18 protein-coding genes are annotated in these 19,691 nt (G+C 60.4%); 12 read left to right on the top strand and 6 right to left on the bottom strand.

All coding sequences use genetic code 11. The annotated features are described in order from the left end of the window. Positions 1 to 43: 43 nt before the first annotated feature. The 3 genes from ACQKP2_RS05020 to ACQKP2_RS05010 all read right to left on the bottom strand — a co-directional run bounded on the left by ACQKP2_RS05020 (position 44) and on the right by ACQKP2_RS05010 (position 2,056). Positions 44 to 880: a hypothetical protein gene (locus ACQKP2_RS05020; RefSeq protein WP_427574853.1), complete on the bottom strand. Its 837-nt coding sequence runs from the start codon at positions 878 to 880 to the stop codon at positions 44 to 46. A 175-nt stretch (positions 881 to 1,055) separates the two neighbouring features. Then, positions 1,056 to 1,250: a hypothetical protein gene (locus tag ACQKP2_RS05015; RefSeq protein WP_427574852.1), complete on the bottom strand. Its 195-nt coding sequence runs from the start codon at positions 1,248 to 1,250 to the stop codon at positions 1,056 to 1,058. Further along, positions 1,247 to 2,056: a DUF2092 domain-containing protein gene (locus tag ACQKP2_RS05010; RefSeq protein WP_427574851.1), complete on the bottom strand. Its 810-nt coding sequence runs from the start codon at positions 2,054 to 2,056 to the stop codon at positions 1,247 to 1,249. Before ACQKP2_RS05010 ends, ACQKP2_RS05015 begins: the two co-directional genes overlap by 4 nt. A 286-nt stretch (positions 2,057 to 2,342) precedes the next feature. Between ACQKP2_RS05010 and ACQKP2_RS05005 the strand changes: the two genes are divergently transcribed. From ACQKP2_RS05005 to ACQKP2_RS04965, 9 genes are all read left to right on the top strand, one after another. Further along, on the top strand, positions 2,343 to 3,407 hold the full coding sequence (locus ACQKP2_RS05005; protein ID WP_427574850.1) for an alpha/beta fold hydrolase: 1,065 nt from the start codon (positions 2,343 to 2,345) through the stop codon (positions 3,405 to 3,407). A gap of 491 nt (positions 3,408 to 3,898) precedes the next feature. Continuing rightward, the gene (locus ACQKP2_RS05000) at positions 3,899 to 5,305 is read left to right on the top strand and encodes an aldehyde dehydrogenase family protein (protein WP_427574849.1); all 1,407 of its coding nucleotides are present in this window, start codon (positions 3,899 to 3,901) and stop codon (positions 5,303 to 5,305) included. Positions 5,306 to 5,436: 131 nt separating this feature from the next. Then, positions 5,437 to 6,579 carry an FMN-dependent L-lactate dehydrogenase LldD gene (lldD, locus tag ACQKP2_RS04995; RefSeq protein ID WP_427574847.1) on the top strand — a complete coding sequence of 381 codons (1,143 nt, stop codon included), beginning with the start codon at positions 5,437 to 5,439 and terminating at the stop codon, positions 6,577 to 6,579. A 96-nt stretch (positions 6,580 to 6,675) separates the two neighbouring features. Next, positions 6,676 to 7,707: an NADPH-dependent aldehyde reductase Ahr gene (ahr, locus tag ACQKP2_RS04990; protein WP_427574845.1), complete on the top strand. Its 1,032-nt coding sequence runs from the start codon at positions 6,676 to 6,678 to the stop codon at positions 7,705 to 7,707. Between the two features lie 10 nt (positions 7,708 to 7,717). Then, on the top strand, positions 7,718 to 8,485 hold the full coding sequence (locus ACQKP2_RS04985; protein ID WP_427574844.1) for a metallophosphoesterase: 768 nt from the start codon (positions 7,718 to 7,720) through the stop codon (positions 8,483 to 8,485). Positions 8,486 to 8,569: 84 nt separating this feature from the next. After that, entirely contained in the window at positions 8,570 to 9,877 is a 1,308-nt protein-coding gene (locus tag ACQKP2_RS04980) for a hypothetical protein (RefSeq protein ID WP_427574842.1), read from the top strand. Positions 9,878 to 10,044: 167 nt separating this feature from the next. Further along, the gene (locus ACQKP2_RS04975) at positions 10,045 to 11,022 is read left to right on the top strand and encodes an alpha/beta fold hydrolase (protein WP_427574840.1); all 978 of its coding nucleotides are present in this window, start codon (positions 10,045 to 10,047) and stop codon (positions 11,020 to 11,022) included. Positions 11,023 to 11,090: 68 nt separating this feature from the next. Beyond that, complete coding sequence (locus ACQKP2_RS04970; protein WP_427574905.1) at positions 11,091 to 11,612, top strand: HIT domain-containing protein; 522 nt, start codon at positions 11,091 to 11,093, stop codon at positions 11,610 to 11,612. Positions 11,613 to 12,059: 447 nt separating this feature from the next. Beyond that, a complete protein-coding gene (locus ACQKP2_RS04965) occupies positions 12,060 to 12,191 on the top strand; it encodes a hypothetical protein (protein ID WP_427574838.1) in 132 nt (43 codons plus the stop codon). Here ACQKP2_RS04965 and ACQKP2_RS04960 read toward each other — a convergent pair. Together ACQKP2_RS04960 and ACQKP2_RS04955 are read right to left on the bottom strand one after the other, a co-directional pair. Beyond that, on the bottom strand, positions 12,176 to 14,374 hold the full coding sequence (locus tag ACQKP2_RS04960) for an OsmC domain/YcaO domain-containing protein (RefSeq protein ID WP_427574836.1): 2,199 nt from the start codon (positions 14,372 to 14,374) through the stop codon (positions 12,176 to 12,178). The genes ACQKP2_RS04965 and ACQKP2_RS04960 overlap by 16 nt on opposite strands. Before the next feature lie 238 nt (positions 14,375 to 14,612). Then, positions 14,613 to 15,434 (bottom strand): alpha/beta fold hydrolase, encoded by an 822-nt coding sequence (locus ACQKP2_RS04955; protein WP_427574834.1) that lies wholly within the window; start codon positions 15,432 to 15,434, stop codon positions 14,613 to 14,615. Between the two features lie 201 nt (positions 15,435 to 15,635). On the opposite strand from ACQKP2_RS04955, the gene ACQKP2_RS04950 reads away from it, so the two are divergent. From ACQKP2_RS04950 to ACQKP2_RS04940, 3 genes are all read left to right on the top strand, one after another. Next, positions 15,636 to 15,929 (top strand): hypothetical protein, encoded by a 294-nt coding sequence (locus ACQKP2_RS04950; RefSeq protein ID WP_427574833.1) that lies wholly within the window; start codon positions 15,636 to 15,638, stop codon positions 15,927 to 15,929. A 372-nt stretch (positions 15,930 to 16,301) separates the two neighbouring features. After that, entirely contained in the window at positions 16,302 to 17,795 is a 1,494-nt protein-coding gene (locus ACQKP2_RS04945; RefSeq protein ID WP_427574832.1) for a DUF3300 domain-containing protein, read from the top strand. An 80-nt stretch (positions 17,796 to 17,875) separates the two neighbouring features. Beyond that, positions 17,876 to 18,739, top strand: coding sequence for a DUF2950 domain-containing protein (locus ACQKP2_RS04940; protein WP_427574903.1), 864 nt, complete (start codon positions 17,876 to 17,878; stop codon positions 18,737 to 18,739). 57 nt (positions 18,740 to 18,796) lie between these two features. Here the strand turns inward: ACQKP2_RS04940 and ACQKP2_RS04935 are convergent, their stop codons facing one another. Then, a complete protein-coding gene (locus tag ACQKP2_RS04935; protein ID WP_427574831.1) occupies positions 18,797 to 19,621 on the bottom strand; it encodes an alpha/beta fold hydrolase in 825 nt (274 codons plus the stop codon). Positions 19,622 to 19,691 lie beyond the last annotated feature (70 nt).

Genomic DNA, 19,691 nt, shown 5'->3' with positions numbered 1-19,691 from the left:
ACGTGCAGCGGGCCGGTTGTAAATGTGGACGCAAACCGCTCGATTACTGCAAGCGGGTAATCCCGCTCGCCTTGTCCTTCAGTTCGATCCTGGAATTGGCGTAGTAGCCGATTTCGATATCCTCGGTAGACGTCACGGCGTTCGAAACACCTCCCACCGCCATGACCGCACCGATATCCAGCCCCCAGAAATGATGGTCACGATGCGTGGGGTCGTAGTTCAACGCGATGATGCCCTCCAGGCAAGCAACGTAACGAACCCGTACTTTCATGACACCGCGACTGGCGGACAGCGTGGCGGTTACCCGTTCGCCTGGCTCAAGCTGCACCTTCACATCCGCATTCGAACCGACGCTCACTCTACGTGACTGCTCGCCTCCGATGCCCCACGACTGCTGGTAACTGATTGTGCTTTCCCCCCCTGCTTCCGATCCCAGAAAACCCACTTTATAAACAAACTTTTGCTCTACCTTGAACTTGCCTCCAGTCCTCCAACTGGACGAAATCGACTGAGCGACCGAGTCGGTAATGGCCACATCGAAAGTTGCCGGGCGTGAACTGTTATTCACGAAGTCCTGGCTCTTGACGATAACCGGCTCGGAAGTAATCCCCAGCACCTCGGCACTTTGAACCTTCATGACGCGCTTGACTTCAGGCCAGCCATAAATCGTGTACAGATCCTTTCCCGGCGTCGGGCTCTTGAGGTAAACGCCATTGGGCGCCCGCCCGAAGTATTTGTTTACACAGTCCTTCAATCGTTCATCGTTGATCCCGAACGTTTCCCGTTCCGCGTCCGAAATCACATCGACAACTTCACCCCCTGCCCTTACCCACGAAGTGACTGCGTCGGCACCCGCGACAATAGTGATATCAATACCCATGATGTTTCTCCATGTAATTAACGAGGAATCCTTTCAGCCTCGAACCGGAGTATCGATACGTTCAAATTTTCTGTTCAAGTAGAGAATTGTTTTAACTTTCCATGTTTGCCTTATCAGGCAGGTGAAGCCGATGTTTGATCAATCACCGGCTTCGCCCTCGACCGGTACCCAGCCGTTAGTTGTTACGCCGCGCCGTACGTCTTGCCACGCCGGCAACGCTCACCGGTGTCAGGGGACGTCCGACCACGGCCTCGGCCGGCGGGACGAGACTATGCACGCCGGGGATCGACAAGGTTTCTCCCAGTTCGAGCGCGCACATCAGAATGAACCCGGCCAGCAGAAAGCCGGCCGATCTGATCAAGAGCTTCATTTGGTTTTACCTCGCACGAAATTGCTCGGCAAATCCTCCGCGTTGGGGAGGTCCTTGAGGTCGATCTTCTTCGCATTGGTCGAATTGTTGAACGCGAAGTCATCGGCCACGACACCATCGCCGCTTTTGAAATCGCTGAGCTGGATGCTGTATTGCGGACCGCCGGCGATGGTTTTCGACGTGATGACATACCGGCAGGGATATGGCCGGTCACCCTGGGCAATCCAGATCTGCCAGTCGACCTCTTTCTTGCGGAAGGCCAGATGATCGCACTCGACACCCCCGATCACGCCGCTGCCCAGGTCCTTGATGTTGGTCACGCCGGCCATCAATTGATCCTGTGGATTGGACATGAACAGGTCCGCACCGGGCAGCGGCCTGTTGTACTTGTCCCGCAGCACGTCGAGCAGATGGTCGAGGGTGCCCGGCACTTCAAGTTGCGTATAGATGTTCTTGCCTTTGCCGATCAGGGTCAGCGTCTTGCCGTCGAACAGCATCTCGATGTCGGCAAAACCGCTGGATCGCGTACTGCGGATCTTGTCCGGCCGGTTGATGACGACGGTGCCGGAGCCGGCCAGTGTCAACCGCTGCTGTTCCTTGGTGACAACGTCGAGGGTGGTGTCGTAGTTGAACGACAGATTGTTTTGCGCCGACATATAGTCCGACATGTTCTTGAGCTGCTTTTTGGCGTAGGCCTCATCGGCCTGAGACGCCATCGACGCGCCGAACCCGATGATCAGCGCGAGTCCCGCGCCGGTCATGCGGGCAGCATTGGATTTGATCAGTTTACGGGCGATCTTTTCCATGGGAGTCACCGCTGCAGGAGTGCCGAATTGGCATTGCGGATCTACAACGTTAGCCCCTCTACCCCCTCTGCGCCGTCTATTGTGCGACCACTTATCCGATGCGGACTGCACAGGTTCCGTCATCCCGGCGTGGCGGGTCATGTATCGAAGTGTATCTGCAGCGACCCGCGATACACGGCGTTTCACCCGCGGTTTTTTTTGAAACAGGCCGGATACCTGCATGCGTTTAACTGGGAACCACAAACAGCGGCGCACCCGCGCCATCATCTGAAAGGAGATCTCCACCATGAAAGTGCAAATGTTGAAAGGCCAAACCGTCAAACATCGCCGCCGTCTGGTGGGTGCCTCCGTACTTGCTCTGACTCTGCTGCAATTGGCGGTGACGGGCGCTGCCCATGCCCAGTCCGGCGATGCAGCCCCCGCAGCGGCCACCGCCACCCGCAATGCCGATAGCCCGTTCGGCCCGTTGAAGCACGTCAACGCCGGCCTGCTGGATGTGGCCTATGCCGAAACCGGCCCAGCCAACGGCCCGGTGGTCATTCTCCTGCACGGCTGGCCGTACGACATCCACAGCTATGACGAAGTGGCGCCGCTGCTCGCGGCCAAGGGCTACCGGGTGCTGATGCCCTATGCGCGGGGCTACGGCGACACGCATTTCCTCTCGGACAAAACCGTTCGCAACGGCCAGCCCGCCGCACTGGCCAGCGACGTGATCGACTTCATGGACGCACTGAACATCAAAAAGGCTGTACTCGGCGGCTATGACTGGGGCGCGCGTTCGGCGGATATCGTCTCGGCACTGTGGCCTGAACGGGTCAAGGCGCTGGTTTCGGTCAGCGGCTACCTGATCGGCAACCAGGAAGCCGGCAAGAAACCGCTGCCGCCCAAGGCCGAATTGCAGTGGTGGTATCAGTTCTACTTCGCCACCGACCGTGGCCAGGCGGGCTACCAGCAAAACACCCACGATTTCGCCAAATTGATCTGGCAGCTGGCATCGCCGCAGTGGAAGTTCGACGACGTCACCTTCAACCGTAGCGCTGCCGCCCTGGACAACCCGGACCACGTTGCCATTACGGTCTTCAACTACCGCTGGCGCCTGGGTCTGGTTCAGGGTGAAACACGCTACGACGTGCTGGAGCAGAAACTGGCCAGGGCACCGACCATCGGCGTGCCGACCATCACCCTTGAAGGCGATGCCAACGGCGCACCCCACCCCAAGGCCGAGGACTATGCGCCGCGCTTCACCGGCAAGTACGAGTACCGGTTGATCAGCGGTGGCATCGGCCACAACCTGCCGCAGGAAAGTCCGCAGGCCTTTGCCAAGGCTATCGTCGACGCCGATCATCTGTGATGCCCTGATCCACGGCTTGCTCGCGATTTTCCGTAGGAGCCAGCGGTGCGGCGATCCGACTTGCCGGCGAAGGCGTCTTCAAATGCACTGCACGACGTAAGGCCGCCTTCGCGGGCAAGCCTCGCTCCTACAGGCGAAGGCGTCTTCAAATGCATCGCTCGACGTGAGGCTGTCATCGCGAGCATGCTCGCTCCTACAGGCGAAGGTGTTTTCGGAGACGTCGCACGACGTCAGGTCGCTTTGGATTTGTAGGAGCCAGGCTTGCCGGCGAAGGCGTATTCACGGTCGCCGCATGACACCAGGCCGTCTTCGCCGGCAAGCCTGGCTCCTACCAAAGGTCCTTAAATGCCCGATGCAAAGGTTTTCTATAAAAATGAACAAAACCTTCTGAATTATTCAGTTTTCGAAATCAACGCTCCCGACTACCTTGATGTCATGTCCGGCAGGCCCATCGGCCCGCCTTCCCAATTCGACGACTGGAGGCAAGTCTCATGTCCGAACACACCCTGGCGGTGCACTCTCCCTACAACGGCGCTGTACTGGGCCACGTGGCGGTTTCCACCCAGGCCGATGTCGAGCAGGCATTGAGTGTCGCGCACGGGATCTTCCGTGACCGCAACCAGTGGCTGTCCAAGCCACGACGCATTGAAATCCTGCACCGTGCCGCCGAGTTGGTCAGCGCGCGCAAGGTCGAGATCGCGACCCAGGCAGCCAGCGAGGGCGGCAAGCCACTCAAGGATTCGCTCGCCGAAGTCGAGCGCGGTATCGACGGCATTCTCAACTGCATCGAAGTGCTGCGCACCGAAGGCGGCCATGTGATCCCGATGGGCGTCAATGCCGCGTCGGCCAATCGTGTGGCCTTCACCCAGTTCGAACCGATTGGCGTGGTCGCGGCTGTCTCGGCGTTCAACCATCCGTTCAACCTGATCGTGCATCAGGTAGTACCGGCCATTGCCGTGAGCGCACCGGTGATCGTCAAGCCGGCGGCCAACACCCCGCTAAGCTGCCGCACGCTGCTGGATATCTTTACCGAGGCCGGCCTGCCCGAGGGTTGGGCGCAAATGGTATTGCCGACCGACAACGCCATCACCGGCAAACTGGTGTCCGACCCACGGGTGGGTTTCTTCAGTTTCATCGGCTCGGCGGCAGTGGGCTGGATGCTGCGCTCCACGCTGGCACCGGGTACCCGTTGCGCGCTGGAACACGGTGGTGTCGCGCCGGTCATCGTCAGTGCGGACGCCGATCTCGATGACGCCCTGCCACGCATTGCCCGTGGTGGTTTTTTCCACGCCGGTCAAGTCTGCGTCGGCGTGCAGCGGGTTTTCTGCCACCGCAGCATCGCCGAAGCCGTCGCCGTGCGCCTGGGTCAGTTGGGTGATGCCATGGTGGTGGGTGACCCGACGGACCCGCGTACCGATGTCGGACCGCTGATCGCCGAGCGTGAAGTCAAGCGTGTGGGCCAGTGGGTCGATGAAGCCGTCACCGGTGGTGCGCGCCTGATCAGTGGCGGCCGCGCGCTGGACAACAATTGCTACGCGCCCACCGTGCTGCTCAATCCGCCGATCGATTCCAATGTGATGCAAAAGGAAATTTTCGGCCCGGTGATCGCGGTCTACGCCTATGACGACCTGGACGATGCCATCCAGCTGTCCAACGCCCTGCCCTATGCCTTCCAGGCCGCAGTGTTCACCAAGGACCTGGATACGGCGATGCAGTGCTACCAGGACCTGGACGCCACGGCCGTGATGGTCAACGAACACACCGCGTTCCGCGTCGACTGGATGCCGTTCGCCGGTGCGAAACTGTCGGGCCACGGCGTGGGCGGCATTCCCCACACCATGAAAGACATGCAAACCGAGAAAATGATGGTGTGGCGTTCCAAGGCTGTGCGCGGCTGACGCCAACACTGACGGGCCTCCCGGAAACGGTCGCAAGTCACCGAAGAGTCATGATGCACATTGGCATGCGCTAATCTGCCTCATGACTCGACGGGCTCGACCGTCACTTACCGGATCAAGGCATCGGCACAATGATCATCTCTTCGGCATCCGATTATCGCGAAGCGGCCCGCCGCAAACTTCCCCGTTTTCTGTTCGACTACATCGATGGCGGCGCTTACGCCGAGCACACGCTGCGGGCCAACAGTGCCGATCTGTCGGGCGTCAGCCTGCGCCAGCGCATCCTGAAAAACGTCGAAAGCCTGAGCCTTCAAACCACCCTCTTCGATCAATCGCTGTCGATGCCCGTCATCCTGGCGCCGGTCGGCCTCACCGGGATGTTTGCCCGCCGTGGTGAAGTGCAGGCGGTCAAGGCCGCCGAAAACAAAGGCATTCCCCTGTGTCTGTCGACCGTGTCGGTGTGCTCCATCGAAGAGGTCGTGGCCAACAGCCGGCAGCCGATCTGGTTTCAGCTCTATGTCCTCAAGGACCGCGGGTTCATGCGCAACGCACTGGAGCGGGCGAAAGCCGCCGGCGTGCAGAACCTGGTTTTCACCGTGGACATGCCCACGCCCGGCGCCCGCTATCGCGATGCCCACTCGGGCATGTCGGGCCCCTATGCATCGCCGCGGCGGATCCTGCAGGCCATGACCCGCCCCGACTGGGCATTCAACGTGGGCCTGATGGGGCGCCCCCACGACCTGGGCAACGTGTCGAAGTACCTCGGCAAGGCCGTGACCCTGGAAGACTACATCGGCTGGCTGGCCAACAACTTCGACCCCTCGATCAGCTGGAGCGACCTTGAGTGGATTCGCGAGTTCTGGAAAGGCCCGATGATCATCAAGGGCATTCTCGATCCCGAGGATGCCAGGGATGCCGTGAGCTTCGGCGCAGACGGTATCGTCGTGTCGAATCACGGCGGCCGGCAGCTCGACGGTGTACTGTCCACGGCCCAGGCACTGCCGCCCATCATGCAGGCGGTCGGCAATGACCTGAAGGTGCTGGTCGACTCGGGCATTCGTTCGGGGCTGGACGTAGTGCGCATGCTGGCGCTGGGCGCCAAGGGCGTCTTGCTCGGGCGCTCCATGGCCTACGCGATGGCCGCCGATGGCCAGCGCGGGGTGGAAAACATGCTGGACATCTTCGCCAAGGAGATGCGCGTGGCCATGACCTTGACGGGAGTGACCGCCATCGACCAGATCGACGAATCCATTTTGGTTCGCTCGGTTCGATAAGCGGACCCTCGACTGAAAATCGAGCCGCTACACTTTCCTCGCTCTGCCGCCGCGTGCGGACGGCCCATTCCCTCGTCTCCCGATCGGAGGTTCCCCATGAGCGACAGTACCGAACTCAAGACTTTCACCGGCTGGGCCGCAACGGCGGCCGGCGCGCCACTGGAACGTTTCACGTACGATCCGGGCCCGCTGGGTGAAGAGGAAGTAGAAGTCGCCGTGGAGTATTGCGGCGTCTGCCATTCCGACCAATCACTGATCGACAACGACTGGGGCATCAGCCAATACCCGTTTATTCCCGGTCACGAGGTGGTCGGCCGTATCGTGCGAGTGGGCGCGCAGGTGCGCGGCCTGGAACTGGGCCAACGGGTCGGCATTGGCTGGTACAAGGGCAGTTGCATGCATTGCACCTCCTGCATGGGCGGCTCCCACCACCTGTGCGGCACTGCCAAACCGACCATCATCGGCAGCAACGGCGGTTTTGCCGACCGCCTGCGCTCGCATTGGGCCTGGGCCCTGCCGATACCGGCGGCGCTCGACCCGGCCATGGCCGGGCCACTGTTTTGTGCAGGCTCCACGGTGTTCAACCCGCTGGTGCAATTCGATGTCAAGCCAACCGACCGGGTCGGCGTGGTGGGCATCGGTGGCCTCGGACACCTGGCACTGCGCTTTCTCAATGCCTGGGGCTGCGAGGTCACGGCGTTCACTTCCTCGTTGAGCAAACAGGACGAAGCCCTGCGCCTGGGTGCGCACAAGGTGGTGGCGTCGACTGACAGCCAGGCGCTCAAGTCGATTGCCGGCACGCTGGATTTCCTGCTGGTCACCGCCAACGCCAACCTCGACTGGTCAGCCATGCTGGCCACCCTGCGCGGCAGGGGTCGCCTGCATTTTGTCGGCATCGTGCCCAGCGCGATTCCCGTGCATGTGTTCGAGATGATTCCCCAGCAGAAAAACCTGTCCGCCTCACCGGTCGGCTCACCGTCCACCACGGCGACCATGCTTGAATTTTGCGCGCGGCATCAGATCCTGCCGCAGGTCGAGCTGTTTCCCATGAGTCGGGTCAACGAAGCCATCGACCACCTGCGCAGCGGCAAGGCACGCTATCGTGTGGTGCTGGATGCCAGTCAATAGGGATTGATTCATGCGTATCGCCTTGCTGTCCGACATCCACCTGTCCGTCAATGCCATACCGTTTCCGCAGGTGGATGCCGATCTTGTCGTGCTCGCCGGCGACATCTCCCGCCCCGCCGCGGCCATCGAGTGGGCCAGGGCGTGCCCTGCCCCGATCCTGTACGTGGCGGGCAATCACGAGTTCTATGGCAGTGACCTGATTTCGACCTACGAGGAGCTGAACAGGCTGGCGCAAGGCACACAGATCCATGTGCTGGAACGCTCGGAGCATGTGCATGAGGGCGTGCGGTTCCTGGGCTGCACCCTGTGGTCGGACTATCGGCTTTACGACGATCCGCAAGCGCGGGCGCATGGCATCGATCTGGCGACGACGCTGGTGCGGGACTTCAGCCGCATCAAAATCTCGCCCGACTTCGACGATCTGTTCAGCCCGGCGGTGTCCCAGTTGGTTTTCCTGCAAACCGTCGCCTGGCTGCAAGACTGTTTCACCCGTGACAGCACCACGCCCACGGTGGTGATTTCCCACTTCGCACCGACTCGGTCGAGCATCAGCCCGATTTTCCGGGATTCACCGATCAATTCGAGTTTTGTTTCCGACCTGGAGGAACGGATCCTGGCCTGGCAACCCGCCCTCTGGCTGCACGGCCATACCCACGGCAGTTTCGATTATCGCGTGGGCAATACCCGGGTGGTTTGCAACGCCCGGGGATACGCGAAAAACGGCATCAACGAGAACGCCGGTTTCAATGATGCGCTGGTGATTGAGCTGCAGGTGTAACGCGAACCGGCATCGACGCAGCGTCTAGACTTTGCAGTGGCAACGGGGTTGATCCAACCCCTCGACATCATGGGAGGCCGCGCCATGACGAAACCACTGTTCGGTGATGCCGTGCTCAGTAGCCGAATACTGAGAAAAGCCTCTCAAGGCATCGAGGGCACCAGCAACCTGGCCTATATCCTTTCGCTTTTTTCGCTTATCGAGGCTGCGGTTCTGTATGAGCAGCTCTGGTATGTCCCCATCGGAGATGCCAATGGCAACTTTGCGGAAAAATTTTGCATGTGGGACTTCCTGCACTCGGCGGGTGTACTCAAGTTGTATGAAGCAGACGACTGGAAGGAATCCAGTGCGCTGAGTCAAACAGTCAATCATGAGTGGCAGCAAAAAATACTCGATATATCCACGGTGCCAACTTATGCGCACGCGGGTCAGCAGCAGGTATTAAGCACGGCCTTTTACTACGCATTCGCCCACCCGGCCTGGGCGGAGTCCGTCTATGACAACCCGGAGGACAACCAGGAGTTCTTCACCCCTGGGCAGTTGCGCGACTGGCAGCGCTTCGCCTCTGGCAGCGACTTCGACCAGGCCGTTGAAGATGCCAACGACGGCGAGGATGGCGGGCGATACACGACGTGGGAGAACATGGCGAAAATCATGGCCAGAGCCACCATGATCGATGCGCTGGGCGCCGACTACGTCGGCGACGCCATCGAGAGCCCCATCATATTGATGGCCAATTCCATCGCCCACAAAAACACCGCCGCCCGCCTGTATGAGGTCTTGTCCGAAAACCTTGAGAGGAAAATAAAGGAACTGATCGACGATGGTTACAACTGTTCCCTGGCCATTCCTCCCATCGTGGCGCTGGTACTGGACAGATCGGACGGCAACTACGCCTCGATTTGCAGTGAAATACTGTCCCTGCGCGAGGAGTTCTCTGCTTTTCGCGCACGTTATCGTGCTTATCAGGACACGCTGAAAAATCCTGCCGACAGGACACTCAACGAGCTGGCCGGCTTGAAAAGAAGCCAGATGGAAGAAGTGACGGCCGCCTTGAACAAAATAGCGGCCAAAAGAACGGACAGTACAATCCTGACAGAGATTTTCGGCGCGGAGATATCAACCGGTTCGCAAGCCGGAAACAGCCTTGAATTCAGTCCGAAACTGTCGATCAACGAACTGCTCAAGCTGGCAACCAACGAACTTCATCTGGCCAACATAAAAGGCAGGGCCAGTGTACTTTTCGACACTTACGAAAAGGTCAAAAACATTCGTCAGTACCATAAGTTGCTGCAAAAAAGATTGGGCGTTTCCATTGCGCGCGAGCAGGTAGATAACTACGGAAAATACGCTTCCATTGTTGAATCCATTTCGAATGTGGCGCGGCATTGATCAGCCCGAATCCGGGCAAATGAATGTTGCCGGGCGTCATACCAAAGCGTTAAGCCCGGACACCCATGTCTGGTAGTCAGTGCCCTGCATTGCCCCTAAATTTCCCGCAACCGGGGAGTCGCCTCGGGCCTTGCAAACGACCTCCAGAATTAACGTGAGTGTTGATGATGACTGACGAGACAAGCGGTACCACACGTCGTGGCTTGATCACGACCGGCGCCATGGCCGCCGCCCTGGCGGTGACTTTGCCCGCACTGGCGGCGCAGCAGAACCCTGCGTCATCTGCTACGGCAGGCAAGAACGACGGCAATGCCAGTGGTTCGGGGACGATCACGGTCAAGGACGGTACGCAAATTTTCTACAAGGACTGGGGCTCCGGACAGCCGATCGTGTTTCACCATGGCTGGCCCCTGTCCAGTGACGACTGGGACGCGCAGATGCTGTTCTTCCTCGACAAGGGCTTCCGTGTCATTGCTCACGATCGCCGCGGCCATGGTCGCTCGTCACAAACGGCGGTCGGCAATGAGATGGATACCTACGCCGCCGACGTCGCTGAACTGATGGCACATCTGAACATCAGCAACGCCGTGCACGTCGGTCACTCCACCGGCGGCGGTGAAGTGGCACGTTATGTGGCCCGCCATGGCCGCGGTCGCGTGGCCAAGGCCGTGCTGATCGGCGCAGTACCGCCGATCATGGTGCGTACCGCGAAGAATCCGGGGGGTATTCCCGTCGATGTCCTGGATGGTTTGCGCAAATCCGTGGCCGAAAATCGCACGCAGTTTTACCGTGACTTTCCCACCGGTCCGTTCTACGGTTTCAATCGCCCCGGCGCCAAGGTTTCCCAGGCGATCATCGACAACTGGTGGCGCCAGGGCATGAACGGCGGGGCCAAAGCGCAGTACGACTGCATCCGCGCCTTTTCGGAAACCGACTTTACCGAAGACCTGAAGAACATCGACGTGCCGACCCTGGTGCTGCATGGCGAAGACGACCAGATCGTCCCGATTGCCGATTCGGCACACCTGTCGATCAAGCTGCTCAGGCACGGAACGCTGAAAACCTACCCCGGCCTGCCCCACGGCTTGTGCACGACCCATGCCGAGGTCATCAACCGCGACTTGCTGGCATTCATCAAGGGCTGATAACCGCCTTGCCGGTGCCGATCATGATGAACTTCATGTTCGGCACCCTGCCCTCCCGGACATTCAACATGGACATAGCACCACGTTTCATCATCCATGAAACGGCCCACTGGATACTCAACCATCACATGTCGACAAAGCTTCCCGGCTATGTGGTGCTGGGGACTCGCCACCCGATACGCGAACTGTCGGACCTGCCGGACGATGCACTGGCCGAGTTGGGCGTGCTGCTGGCCCGGGTCCAGAAAACCCTGCAAGCGGTGCTGGAGCCCAAGTGGCTCTACATCAGCCGATTCGGCCATGACCCACGTTTCCCTGTGCACTTTCACTTCATCCCGGTGTACCACTGGGTCGAGGATCTGTTTTTCAAGGATGATCGGTACCGGCTACTGAAGAACTTCGGCGCGCCGGCCGATGAGCACACACTGACCGACGGTGCGGAACTGACCCTGTTCATCTGGCGCGAATTCGGCGAAAGCCCCGAACCGCCGAGCGTTCAGGGCCCCTCAGTCGAACAGATCATTGATCGCTTGCGGCTGGCGTTCCACCCCTGTAGGAGCGAGCATGCTCGCGAAAAACGTCAACGATAACGCGTGTGTTGAGGATTAACGCGACCTCGCATTGTGCGACGCCATCGAAAACGCCTTCGCCTGTAGGAGCGAGCGATGCGGCGACCCGACTTGCCCGCGAACACGGCCTTGCGCCATGCGGTGTATTCGACGACGCCTTCGCCGGCAAGCCTGGCTCCTACGGTTTCAAGGCGGTTTTGCGTCGTGCGGTGCCTTCGACGACACCTTCGCCCGTAGGAGCGAGGCTCGCCCGCGAAGGCGGCCTTGCGTCATGCAGTGCCTTCGAAGACGCCTTCGCCGGCAAGCCTGGCTCCTACGGTTTCAAGGCGGTCTTGCGTCGTGCGGTGTATTCGACGACGCCTTCGCCCGTAGGAGCGAGGCTCGCCCGCGAAGGCGGCCTTACGCCATGCGGTGTATTCGACGACACCTTCGCCCGTAGGAGCGAGGCTCGCCCGCGAAGGCGGCCTTATGTCATGCGGTGTATTCGAAGACGCCTTCGCCGGCAAGCCTGGCTCCTACGGTTTCAAGGCGGTCTTGCGCCAATGCGGTGTCTTCGAGGGCGCCTTCGCCGGCAAGCCTGGCTCCTACAGAGGCCGGTAGTTGGCCCGTGCCGCGTGCAGTTTCTTGTAGCTGTCGATCAGCCGCAGGTGCCGGTCGAGCCCTTCGAGCTTCATGCTGGTGGGGGTCAAGCCATAGAAACGTACACTGCCGTCGACCGAACCGATCGCAGCGTCCATGCGCTCATCGCCAAACATCCGGCGGAAGTTGACTTCGTAGTCGGCCAGTTCCAGATCGTCGTCCAGCTGCATTTCCAGCACGACGTTCACCGCCTGGTAAAACAGGCCGCGCTCGACGGTGTTGTCGTTGTACTGCAGGAAGGCTTCCACCAGATCCTTGGCCTGTTCGAACTTCTGCAAGGCCAGGTAAATCAGCAGCCGCAGCTCCAGGATCGTCAACTTGCCCCAGGGCGTGTTGTCGTCGAATTCGATACCGATCAAGGTGGTGATGTCGGTGTAATCATCCAGCTCGCTGTTTTCCAGGCCCTTGGCCAGCGTCCGCAAACCGACTTTGCTCAGGTTGTGCAAGTTGAGGATATCGGCACGGAACTGCAGCGCTTTGTTGGTGTTGTCCCAGATCAGGTCTTCGACCGGATAGATCTCCGAGTAATCCGGCACCAGAATGCGACAGGCCTTTGCACCGATGTGCTCATAAACCGCCATGTACACTTCCTTGCCCATGTCCTGAAGGATGCCGAACAGGGTCGCCGCCTCCTGTGTATTGGAGTCTTCGCCATGGCCGGAGAAATCCCACTCGACGAATTCGAAGTCCGGTTTGGCACTGAAGAAGCGCCACGACACCACACCGCTGGAGTCGATGAAGTGCTCGACAAAATTGTTCGGTTCGATCACCGCCTGGCCTTCGAAGGTCGGCTGAGGCAGGTCGTTCAGCCCTTCAAAGCTGCGCCCCTGCAACAACTCGGTCAGGCTGCGTTCAAGCGCCACTTCAAAACTTGGATGCGCCCCGAATGAGGCGAACACGCCGCCGGTGCGTGGGTTCATCAGGGTGACGCACATCACCGGGAACTCACCGCCCAGCGACGCATCCTTCACCAGCACCGGAAAGCCCTGCTCTTCCAGGGCCTGAATGCCCGCCAGAATGCCCGGATACTTCGCCAGCACCTCTTGCGGCACATCCGGCAGGGCCATTTCGCCTTCGAGGATTTCGCGTTTTACCGCCCGCTCGAAGATCTCCGACAGGCACTGCACCTGCGCTTCGGCCAGCGTGTTGCCGGCGCTCATGCCATTGCTCAGGTACAGGTTTTCGATCAGGTTGGAGGGGAAATACACCACCTCGTTGTCCGACTGGCGCACAAACGGCAGCGAACAGATGCCACGCTGGGTATTGCCGGAGTTGGTGTCGTACAGGTGCGAACCGCGCAGCTCGCCGTCGCGGTTGTAGATGTCCAGGCAGTATGGATCGAGGATTTCAGCCGGCAGCTCGTCTTTCGGGCCAGGCTTGAACCAGCGCTCATCGGGGTAATGCACAAAGGGCGCGTTGGCGATGTCTTCGCCCCAGAACTGGTCGTTGTAGAAGAAGTTGCAGTTCAGTCGCTCGATGAACTCGCCCAGTGCCGACGCCAGCGCGCTTTCTTTTGTCGCGCCCTTGCCGTTGGTGAAGCACATCGGCGAGTGCGCATCGCGGATATGCAGCGACCACACGTTGGGAACGATGTTGCGCCACGAAGCGATCTCAATCTTCATGCCCAGGTCGGCCAGAATGCCGGACATGTTGGCGATGGTTTGCTCCAGCGGCAGGTCCTTGCCCATGATGTAAGTGCCTGCATCCGAGGCCAGATTCGGCATCAGCAATGCCTGGGCATCGGCATCCAGGTTCTCGACTTCCTCGATCACGAACTCGGGCCCGGTTTGCACCACTTTCTTTACCGTGCAACGGTCGATGGAGCGCAAAATGCCCTGGCGGTCCTTGGGGGAGATATCGGCGGGCAATTCGACCTGAATCTTGAAAATCTGGTTGTAGCGGTTTTCCGGGTCGACAATATTGTTCTGCGACAGGCGAATGTTATCGGTGGGGATATTGCGGGTTTCGCAGTACAACTTCACAAAGTAAGCCGCACACAACGCCGACGAAGCCAGGAAGTAATCGAACGGACCCGGTGCCGAGCCATCGCCCTTGTAGCGAATGGGTTGATCGGCGATTACCGTAAAGTCGTCGAACTTAGCCTCAAGTCGAAGGTTGTCGAGAAAATTGACCTTGATTTCCATGCGCGATTACCAGAAAGCGAGCTAAACGAATGGCCGCCATTATCCGGTTTTTCAGTCGGAAGTCTTGTGCTTTCGGCACAGCCCGCCAGCCGGTCCCGCTGGCGTTTGTACCGGATCAAACCCATGATCAATGCGTTAGCCGGGTAGTTAATCGGCGTTTAAATGCTCTATCGATACTTGCATTTGAAACGGTATTCAGCTGTAGAAACCATCCATCAAGTTAAAACTTCAACAGTGTTCATTCCCACGCCTTACCCTGCTCCGCCAGGTTTGCATCGATACCCTTTAAAAACTCGCCGATCGTCGAGAGCACGGCCTGCGGATGCTCGCGATGAGGGACATGGCCACATTCGGGGAGGATGTGCAGGCTTATCGGTGAGCTCACCCCGCGGGCCATGCGTTCCAGGTGATGCGTTGAGCCGTACTCATCCCGATCGCCATGCATCGCCAGCAGTGGGCAGCGAACCCTCGCCAGTTGCGGGTCCAGGTTCCATGGGCCGAAGGCATCCGAAAGCCAGGTTCCGATCCATGCGTTGAGCACCCAGCGGGCCTTGTCACCGTGGTATTTCTGCAAGCGTTCCAACTGCCCCGGTTCGGCAAACTGCCGTTCAGCCTGGCGGATACCGTCCAGCGTCAAGGGCTCGACAAATGTCTGCGCCGACTCACTGATCACTCCTTGGCAACGCTGTGGATGGGCGGCCGCGCAGCCAATCGCCATGCCTGCGCCAACACTATGGCCCAGCACCACGAACTGGTTCAGGTCGAAATGCTGGCGAACGGCTTCAAAGCCGCCCATGGCTTCACCCTCGATGAAGCCCGGTGCAAGCAAACCCGCAAAGGCAGCCGAACGTCCGAATCCCAAGCGGTCGTAGGCAATGACCCTACGCCCGCTGGCCAGCGCCAGTCGCTCGGGAAAATCGCGCCACAATTCAACGCAACCCAGCGAATCGTGCAGCAGGACGATAGGCGCACCACGCGCCGGGTCAGGGCTCCAGCACTGGGCAAACAGTTGTCCATCGGGGGTTTCGATCCAGTGTTGGCGGGTTGAAACGGCGTGCACGGCTGAACTCCTTTGTGATGAAGGATCCGCATCGTAGCACCGGGCCATTTGCCAGTGCATTCACGACTCGCCTGAAACAGCGGGTCCGGGATCGGGGTGCCGTTGCAGCCCGTCAGCCCATCCGTTGGGCAGGCTGCGGCGGTCTAACCTGAACAATGCACGACCTTCAACACAGGCATGAACAAGGGGGAAACCGTGAAGATGGGCACCATCGCATGCCAATGCCCGCCATGGGTCTTCCCTGCCCTGCTGGCCATCAACCTTGCACTGACGGCAGGATGTGCAGGCAAAGCGACCACCACGCGCCAGGCAACCCCGGTCACAGGCTCGGCCTGCTATGCCAAGGCATTGCCCACCGTCGGCGAGGGCGGCCTGGCCTGGGGCTCCACCTTGAGCATCGCGCGCAAAAAGTCCATGGATAACTGTATTCGCTATGCCGGCCGGTCCGGTGGCACGCCGCAGACCTGCCAGGTGGTGCTGTCCGAGTGCAAATGACCCGAACACAGATTTCCCTGTAGGAGCGAGCAAGCTCGCGATGGAGGCCCGGACACCACGGGCATCCAGACAGCCCCCGTCATCGTTGACGACCATCGCGAGCGTGCTCGCTCCTACATGTCAAACAATGGCAAAAACGGCTTGTTTGTAGGAGCGAGCAAGCTCGCGATGGTGGCCCGGACACCGCGGACATCCAGACAGCCCCCGTCATCGTTGACGACCATCGCGAGCGTGCTCGCTCCTACACGTCAATTAATGGCAAAAACGGCTTGTTTGCCTACCATTAATGAGCAGCACCGAAGCTGAGGTTTGCCTTCACCTCACCGGCATCGATCCACTTTTTCAAACCTGCCTGATCCCAGGGAGGGTGCGATGCATATTCCATGGCTTTACGCCGTGTCGACCGTAGTGTTCCTGAGCGGATCCGCCTGCCTTGCGCAGGCAGAGGACGCACCCGCCCCGCCCCCGGCCAGCACTGCCGGGACTGCGCCGGTCGAGGCGGCCAAGGATGCCGTTTTCAATCAGGAACAGCTGGATCAGATGCTGGCGCCCATCGCGCTTTACCCGGACCCTCTGCTGTCACAGGTACTGATGGCCGTCACTTACCCTGGAGAAGTCGGCGAGGCGGTCGCCTGGTCCAAGGCCAACCCTAAGGCCAAGGGCGATGATGCGGTCAAGCAAGTGGCCAACCAGACCTGGGACCCGAGCGTGCAGGCCCTGGTCGCCTTTCCGCAGGTGCTCGCGACGCTGGGACAGGACCCGGTCTGGGTGCAGCGCCTGGGCGATGCCTTTCTGGCCCAGCCCGATGATGTGATGACCAGTGTGCAACGCTTGCGGCATCAGGCACAGGCCGCCGGCAACCTGCAAAGCAACCAGTACCAGAACGTGACGATACAGAACGTCGCGGCTCCCGCCCCTGCCCCGGCACCTGCGACCACGACAGCGGCCCCTGCACCGGCTCCCGCAGCCAGCGCCTCGACCATCATCATCCAGCCCGCCGATCCGCAAGTGGTTTACGTCCCCAGCTACAACCCGACCACCACCTACGGCACCTGGGCTTATCCCGCGTCGCCTCCGGTGTACTACCCTCCACCGCCCGCTTATTACCCGGGTTCGGCCTTGATGGCCGGCCTGGCGTTCGGTACCGGCGTGGCCATCGTCGGCGCGATCTGGAGCAACTGCGACTGGGGCAATAACGACATCGACATTGACGTCAATCGCTACAACAACATCAATCGCAATAACCAGATCACCAATAACCAGAACAAGTGGCAGCACAACGCTGTTCACCGCGATGGCGTGCCCTATCGGGACAACAGGAGCCGCCAGCAGTACGGCCGGCAACTGAACGGCGCCAATCAGCGCACGGCCTTTCGCGGGGACGATGCCCAGCGCGCCCAGGCGCGTGACAGAGCCCGCAGTTCAATGGAGACGCACGGCATCGAACGCCCCGCGACCAGCAACCGCCAAGCCCGAGACCAGGCACGCCGGGCACAGGCCGAGGGCTCGGTGGGCAATCGGATGCAGGCCGGTGGCGACAGAGCGAAGCTTGCCGACCGTGGCCAGGGTACGGCCAGGCCTTCTCGGGAAAACCCGCAGGCCAGGAACCAGCTCGCCCAGAACAATCAGGCCCGGCAGGAACGCGCGCAGACGCGCCAGGCGCCGCAACAACGAGCGGCCCCCAGTCGGGGCAGCGCCCGCAACAACGCATTTGCCGGCGCTCGCACACCGTCCCAGACCAACGCACAAGCCCTGCGTGGTCGAGCCAGTCAGGCATCGGCCCAGCGCCCTGCCGCCGCGCGGTCGGCTGGCCATCAGATCAGCCGGCCATCGGCACCGATGCGTTCAAGGGGGGGCCGGCGGTGAACAGCCAACTCGCAATCAAAGCATTCAGGGGCCTGCTGCTTCAGGTCCTGGTGATTGCCGGGGGCCTTGCAGGCTCGTGCATGGCCACTGCGCAAGAAGCCTTTCCAACACCGGAAAAAGCCGCTGAAGCGTTCGTCGAGGCACTGGGCACCGAGCATGCCGATCAGGCGCGCCTGACGGAGCTGCTCGGAGAAGACTGGCGCACCTACATCCCCCGCGAAGGCGTGCAGCGCAGTGACGTGGATGCGTTTTTGAAGCAGTACCACGAGCAGCACCAGATTGAAAAACCCGACGAGCGCAAAGCGATCCTGGCGGTCGGCAACGATCAATGGACGCTGCCGATTCCCATGATCAAAGGCGCCAAAGGTTGGCACTTCGACATGAAGGCCGGCAGCGTCGAAATCCGCGCTCGTCGTATCGGTCGTAATGAACTGGCCGCCGTGCAAGCGGTGCTGACCTATCACGATGCACAAATGGACTACGCCTCCGAGGATCGCGACGGCGACGGCGCACTGGAATACGCGCAACACATCTTCAGCACCCCTGGCGAGCACGACGGTCTCTATTGGGCGGACGACGACAGCGGTCAGATCAGCCCGTTGGGCCCCATGTTCGGCAATGCCATTAATGACGAGGACTGGCATGGCTACCACTTCCGCATCCTCAATGCCCAGGGCCCTTCGGCACCGGGCGGCGCCTACAGCTACCTGATCGGCGACAAGATGAGCCGGGGTTTTGCATTGATCGCCTGGCCGGCCAAATACGATGACACCGGGGTGATGAGTTTCATGATCAGCCATGATGGCCAGGTGTTCGAAAAAGACCTGGGGCCCAACGGTGAAAAACTCGCGCTGGCGATGAAGCGTTTCGATCCGGATGACAGCTGGAAGGAAGTGCCGGCCGATCAAGCACCTGCCGGCACTGGAACGGCAGCCGCTGATTGATGACCCGCAGGGGTCGACGCGCTCAGCGACAATGGCTGAACGCGTCGACCGCTGACTTCAGGACCTCACGAACGCCAGCAGATCGGCGTTGAGCCTGTCCTTGTGCGTGTCGGTAATGCCGTGCGGCGCCCCTTCGTAGACGATCAGCTTGCTGTCCTTGATCAACCTGGCCGAAGCACGTCCGGCGGCGTCGATCGGTACGATCTGATCATCGTCCCCATGAATGATCAGGGTCGGCACGTCGAACTTCTTCAAGTCCTCGGTGAAGTCGGTCTCGGAGAACGCCTTGATGCTGTCATGGGTGTTCTTGTGGCCGCCCAGCATGCCTTGCAGCCACCAGGCATAGATCACGCCATGCGACGGCGTGGCGCCGGGGCGGTTGTAGCCGAAGAACGGTCCGCTGGGGATGTCGATGAACAACTTCGAACGATCCGCCAGAAAGCCCTCGCGAATGCCGTCGAAGACGGCAATGGGCAGCCCGCCGGGATTGGCCTCGGTCTTGACCATCAAGGGCGGCACGGCGGAAATCAGCCCTGCCCTTTTCACCCGTCCGGTACCGTGACGACCGATGTACCTCGCCACCTCGCCTCCCCCCGTGGAAAAACCGAACAGGGTCACGTCCTTAAGGTCCAGGTGTTCGAGCAACTGCGCCAGATCATCGGCGTAATGATCCATGTCGTTGCCGTCCCAGGGCTGGCTGGAGCGCCCATGCCCGCGCCGGTCATGGGCAATGCAGCGAAAACCGTTGGAGGCCAGGTGAAACATCTGCGACTCCCAACTATCGGCGTTCAATGGCCAGCCATGGCTGAACACGACAACCGGGCCCTTGCCCCAATCCTTGTAGTAGATCTCTACGCCGTCTTTGGTGGTGAAAGTACTCATGGTTTGTGCACTCCCTGATAGGTTTCACGAAAGAACGCCGGGATGCAGGATTGCACGGCAAGCCGCACCG

The sequence above is a fragment of the Pseudomonas sp. NPDC089569 genome (assembly GCF_050280625.1).
Taxonomy (GTDB): Bacteria; Pseudomonadota; Gammaproteobacteria; order Pseudomonadales; family Pseudomonadaceae; genus Aquipseudomonas.
Note: the sequence above shows the minus strand (reverse complement) of the source record. Positions and strands in the feature narration are given on the sequence as shown.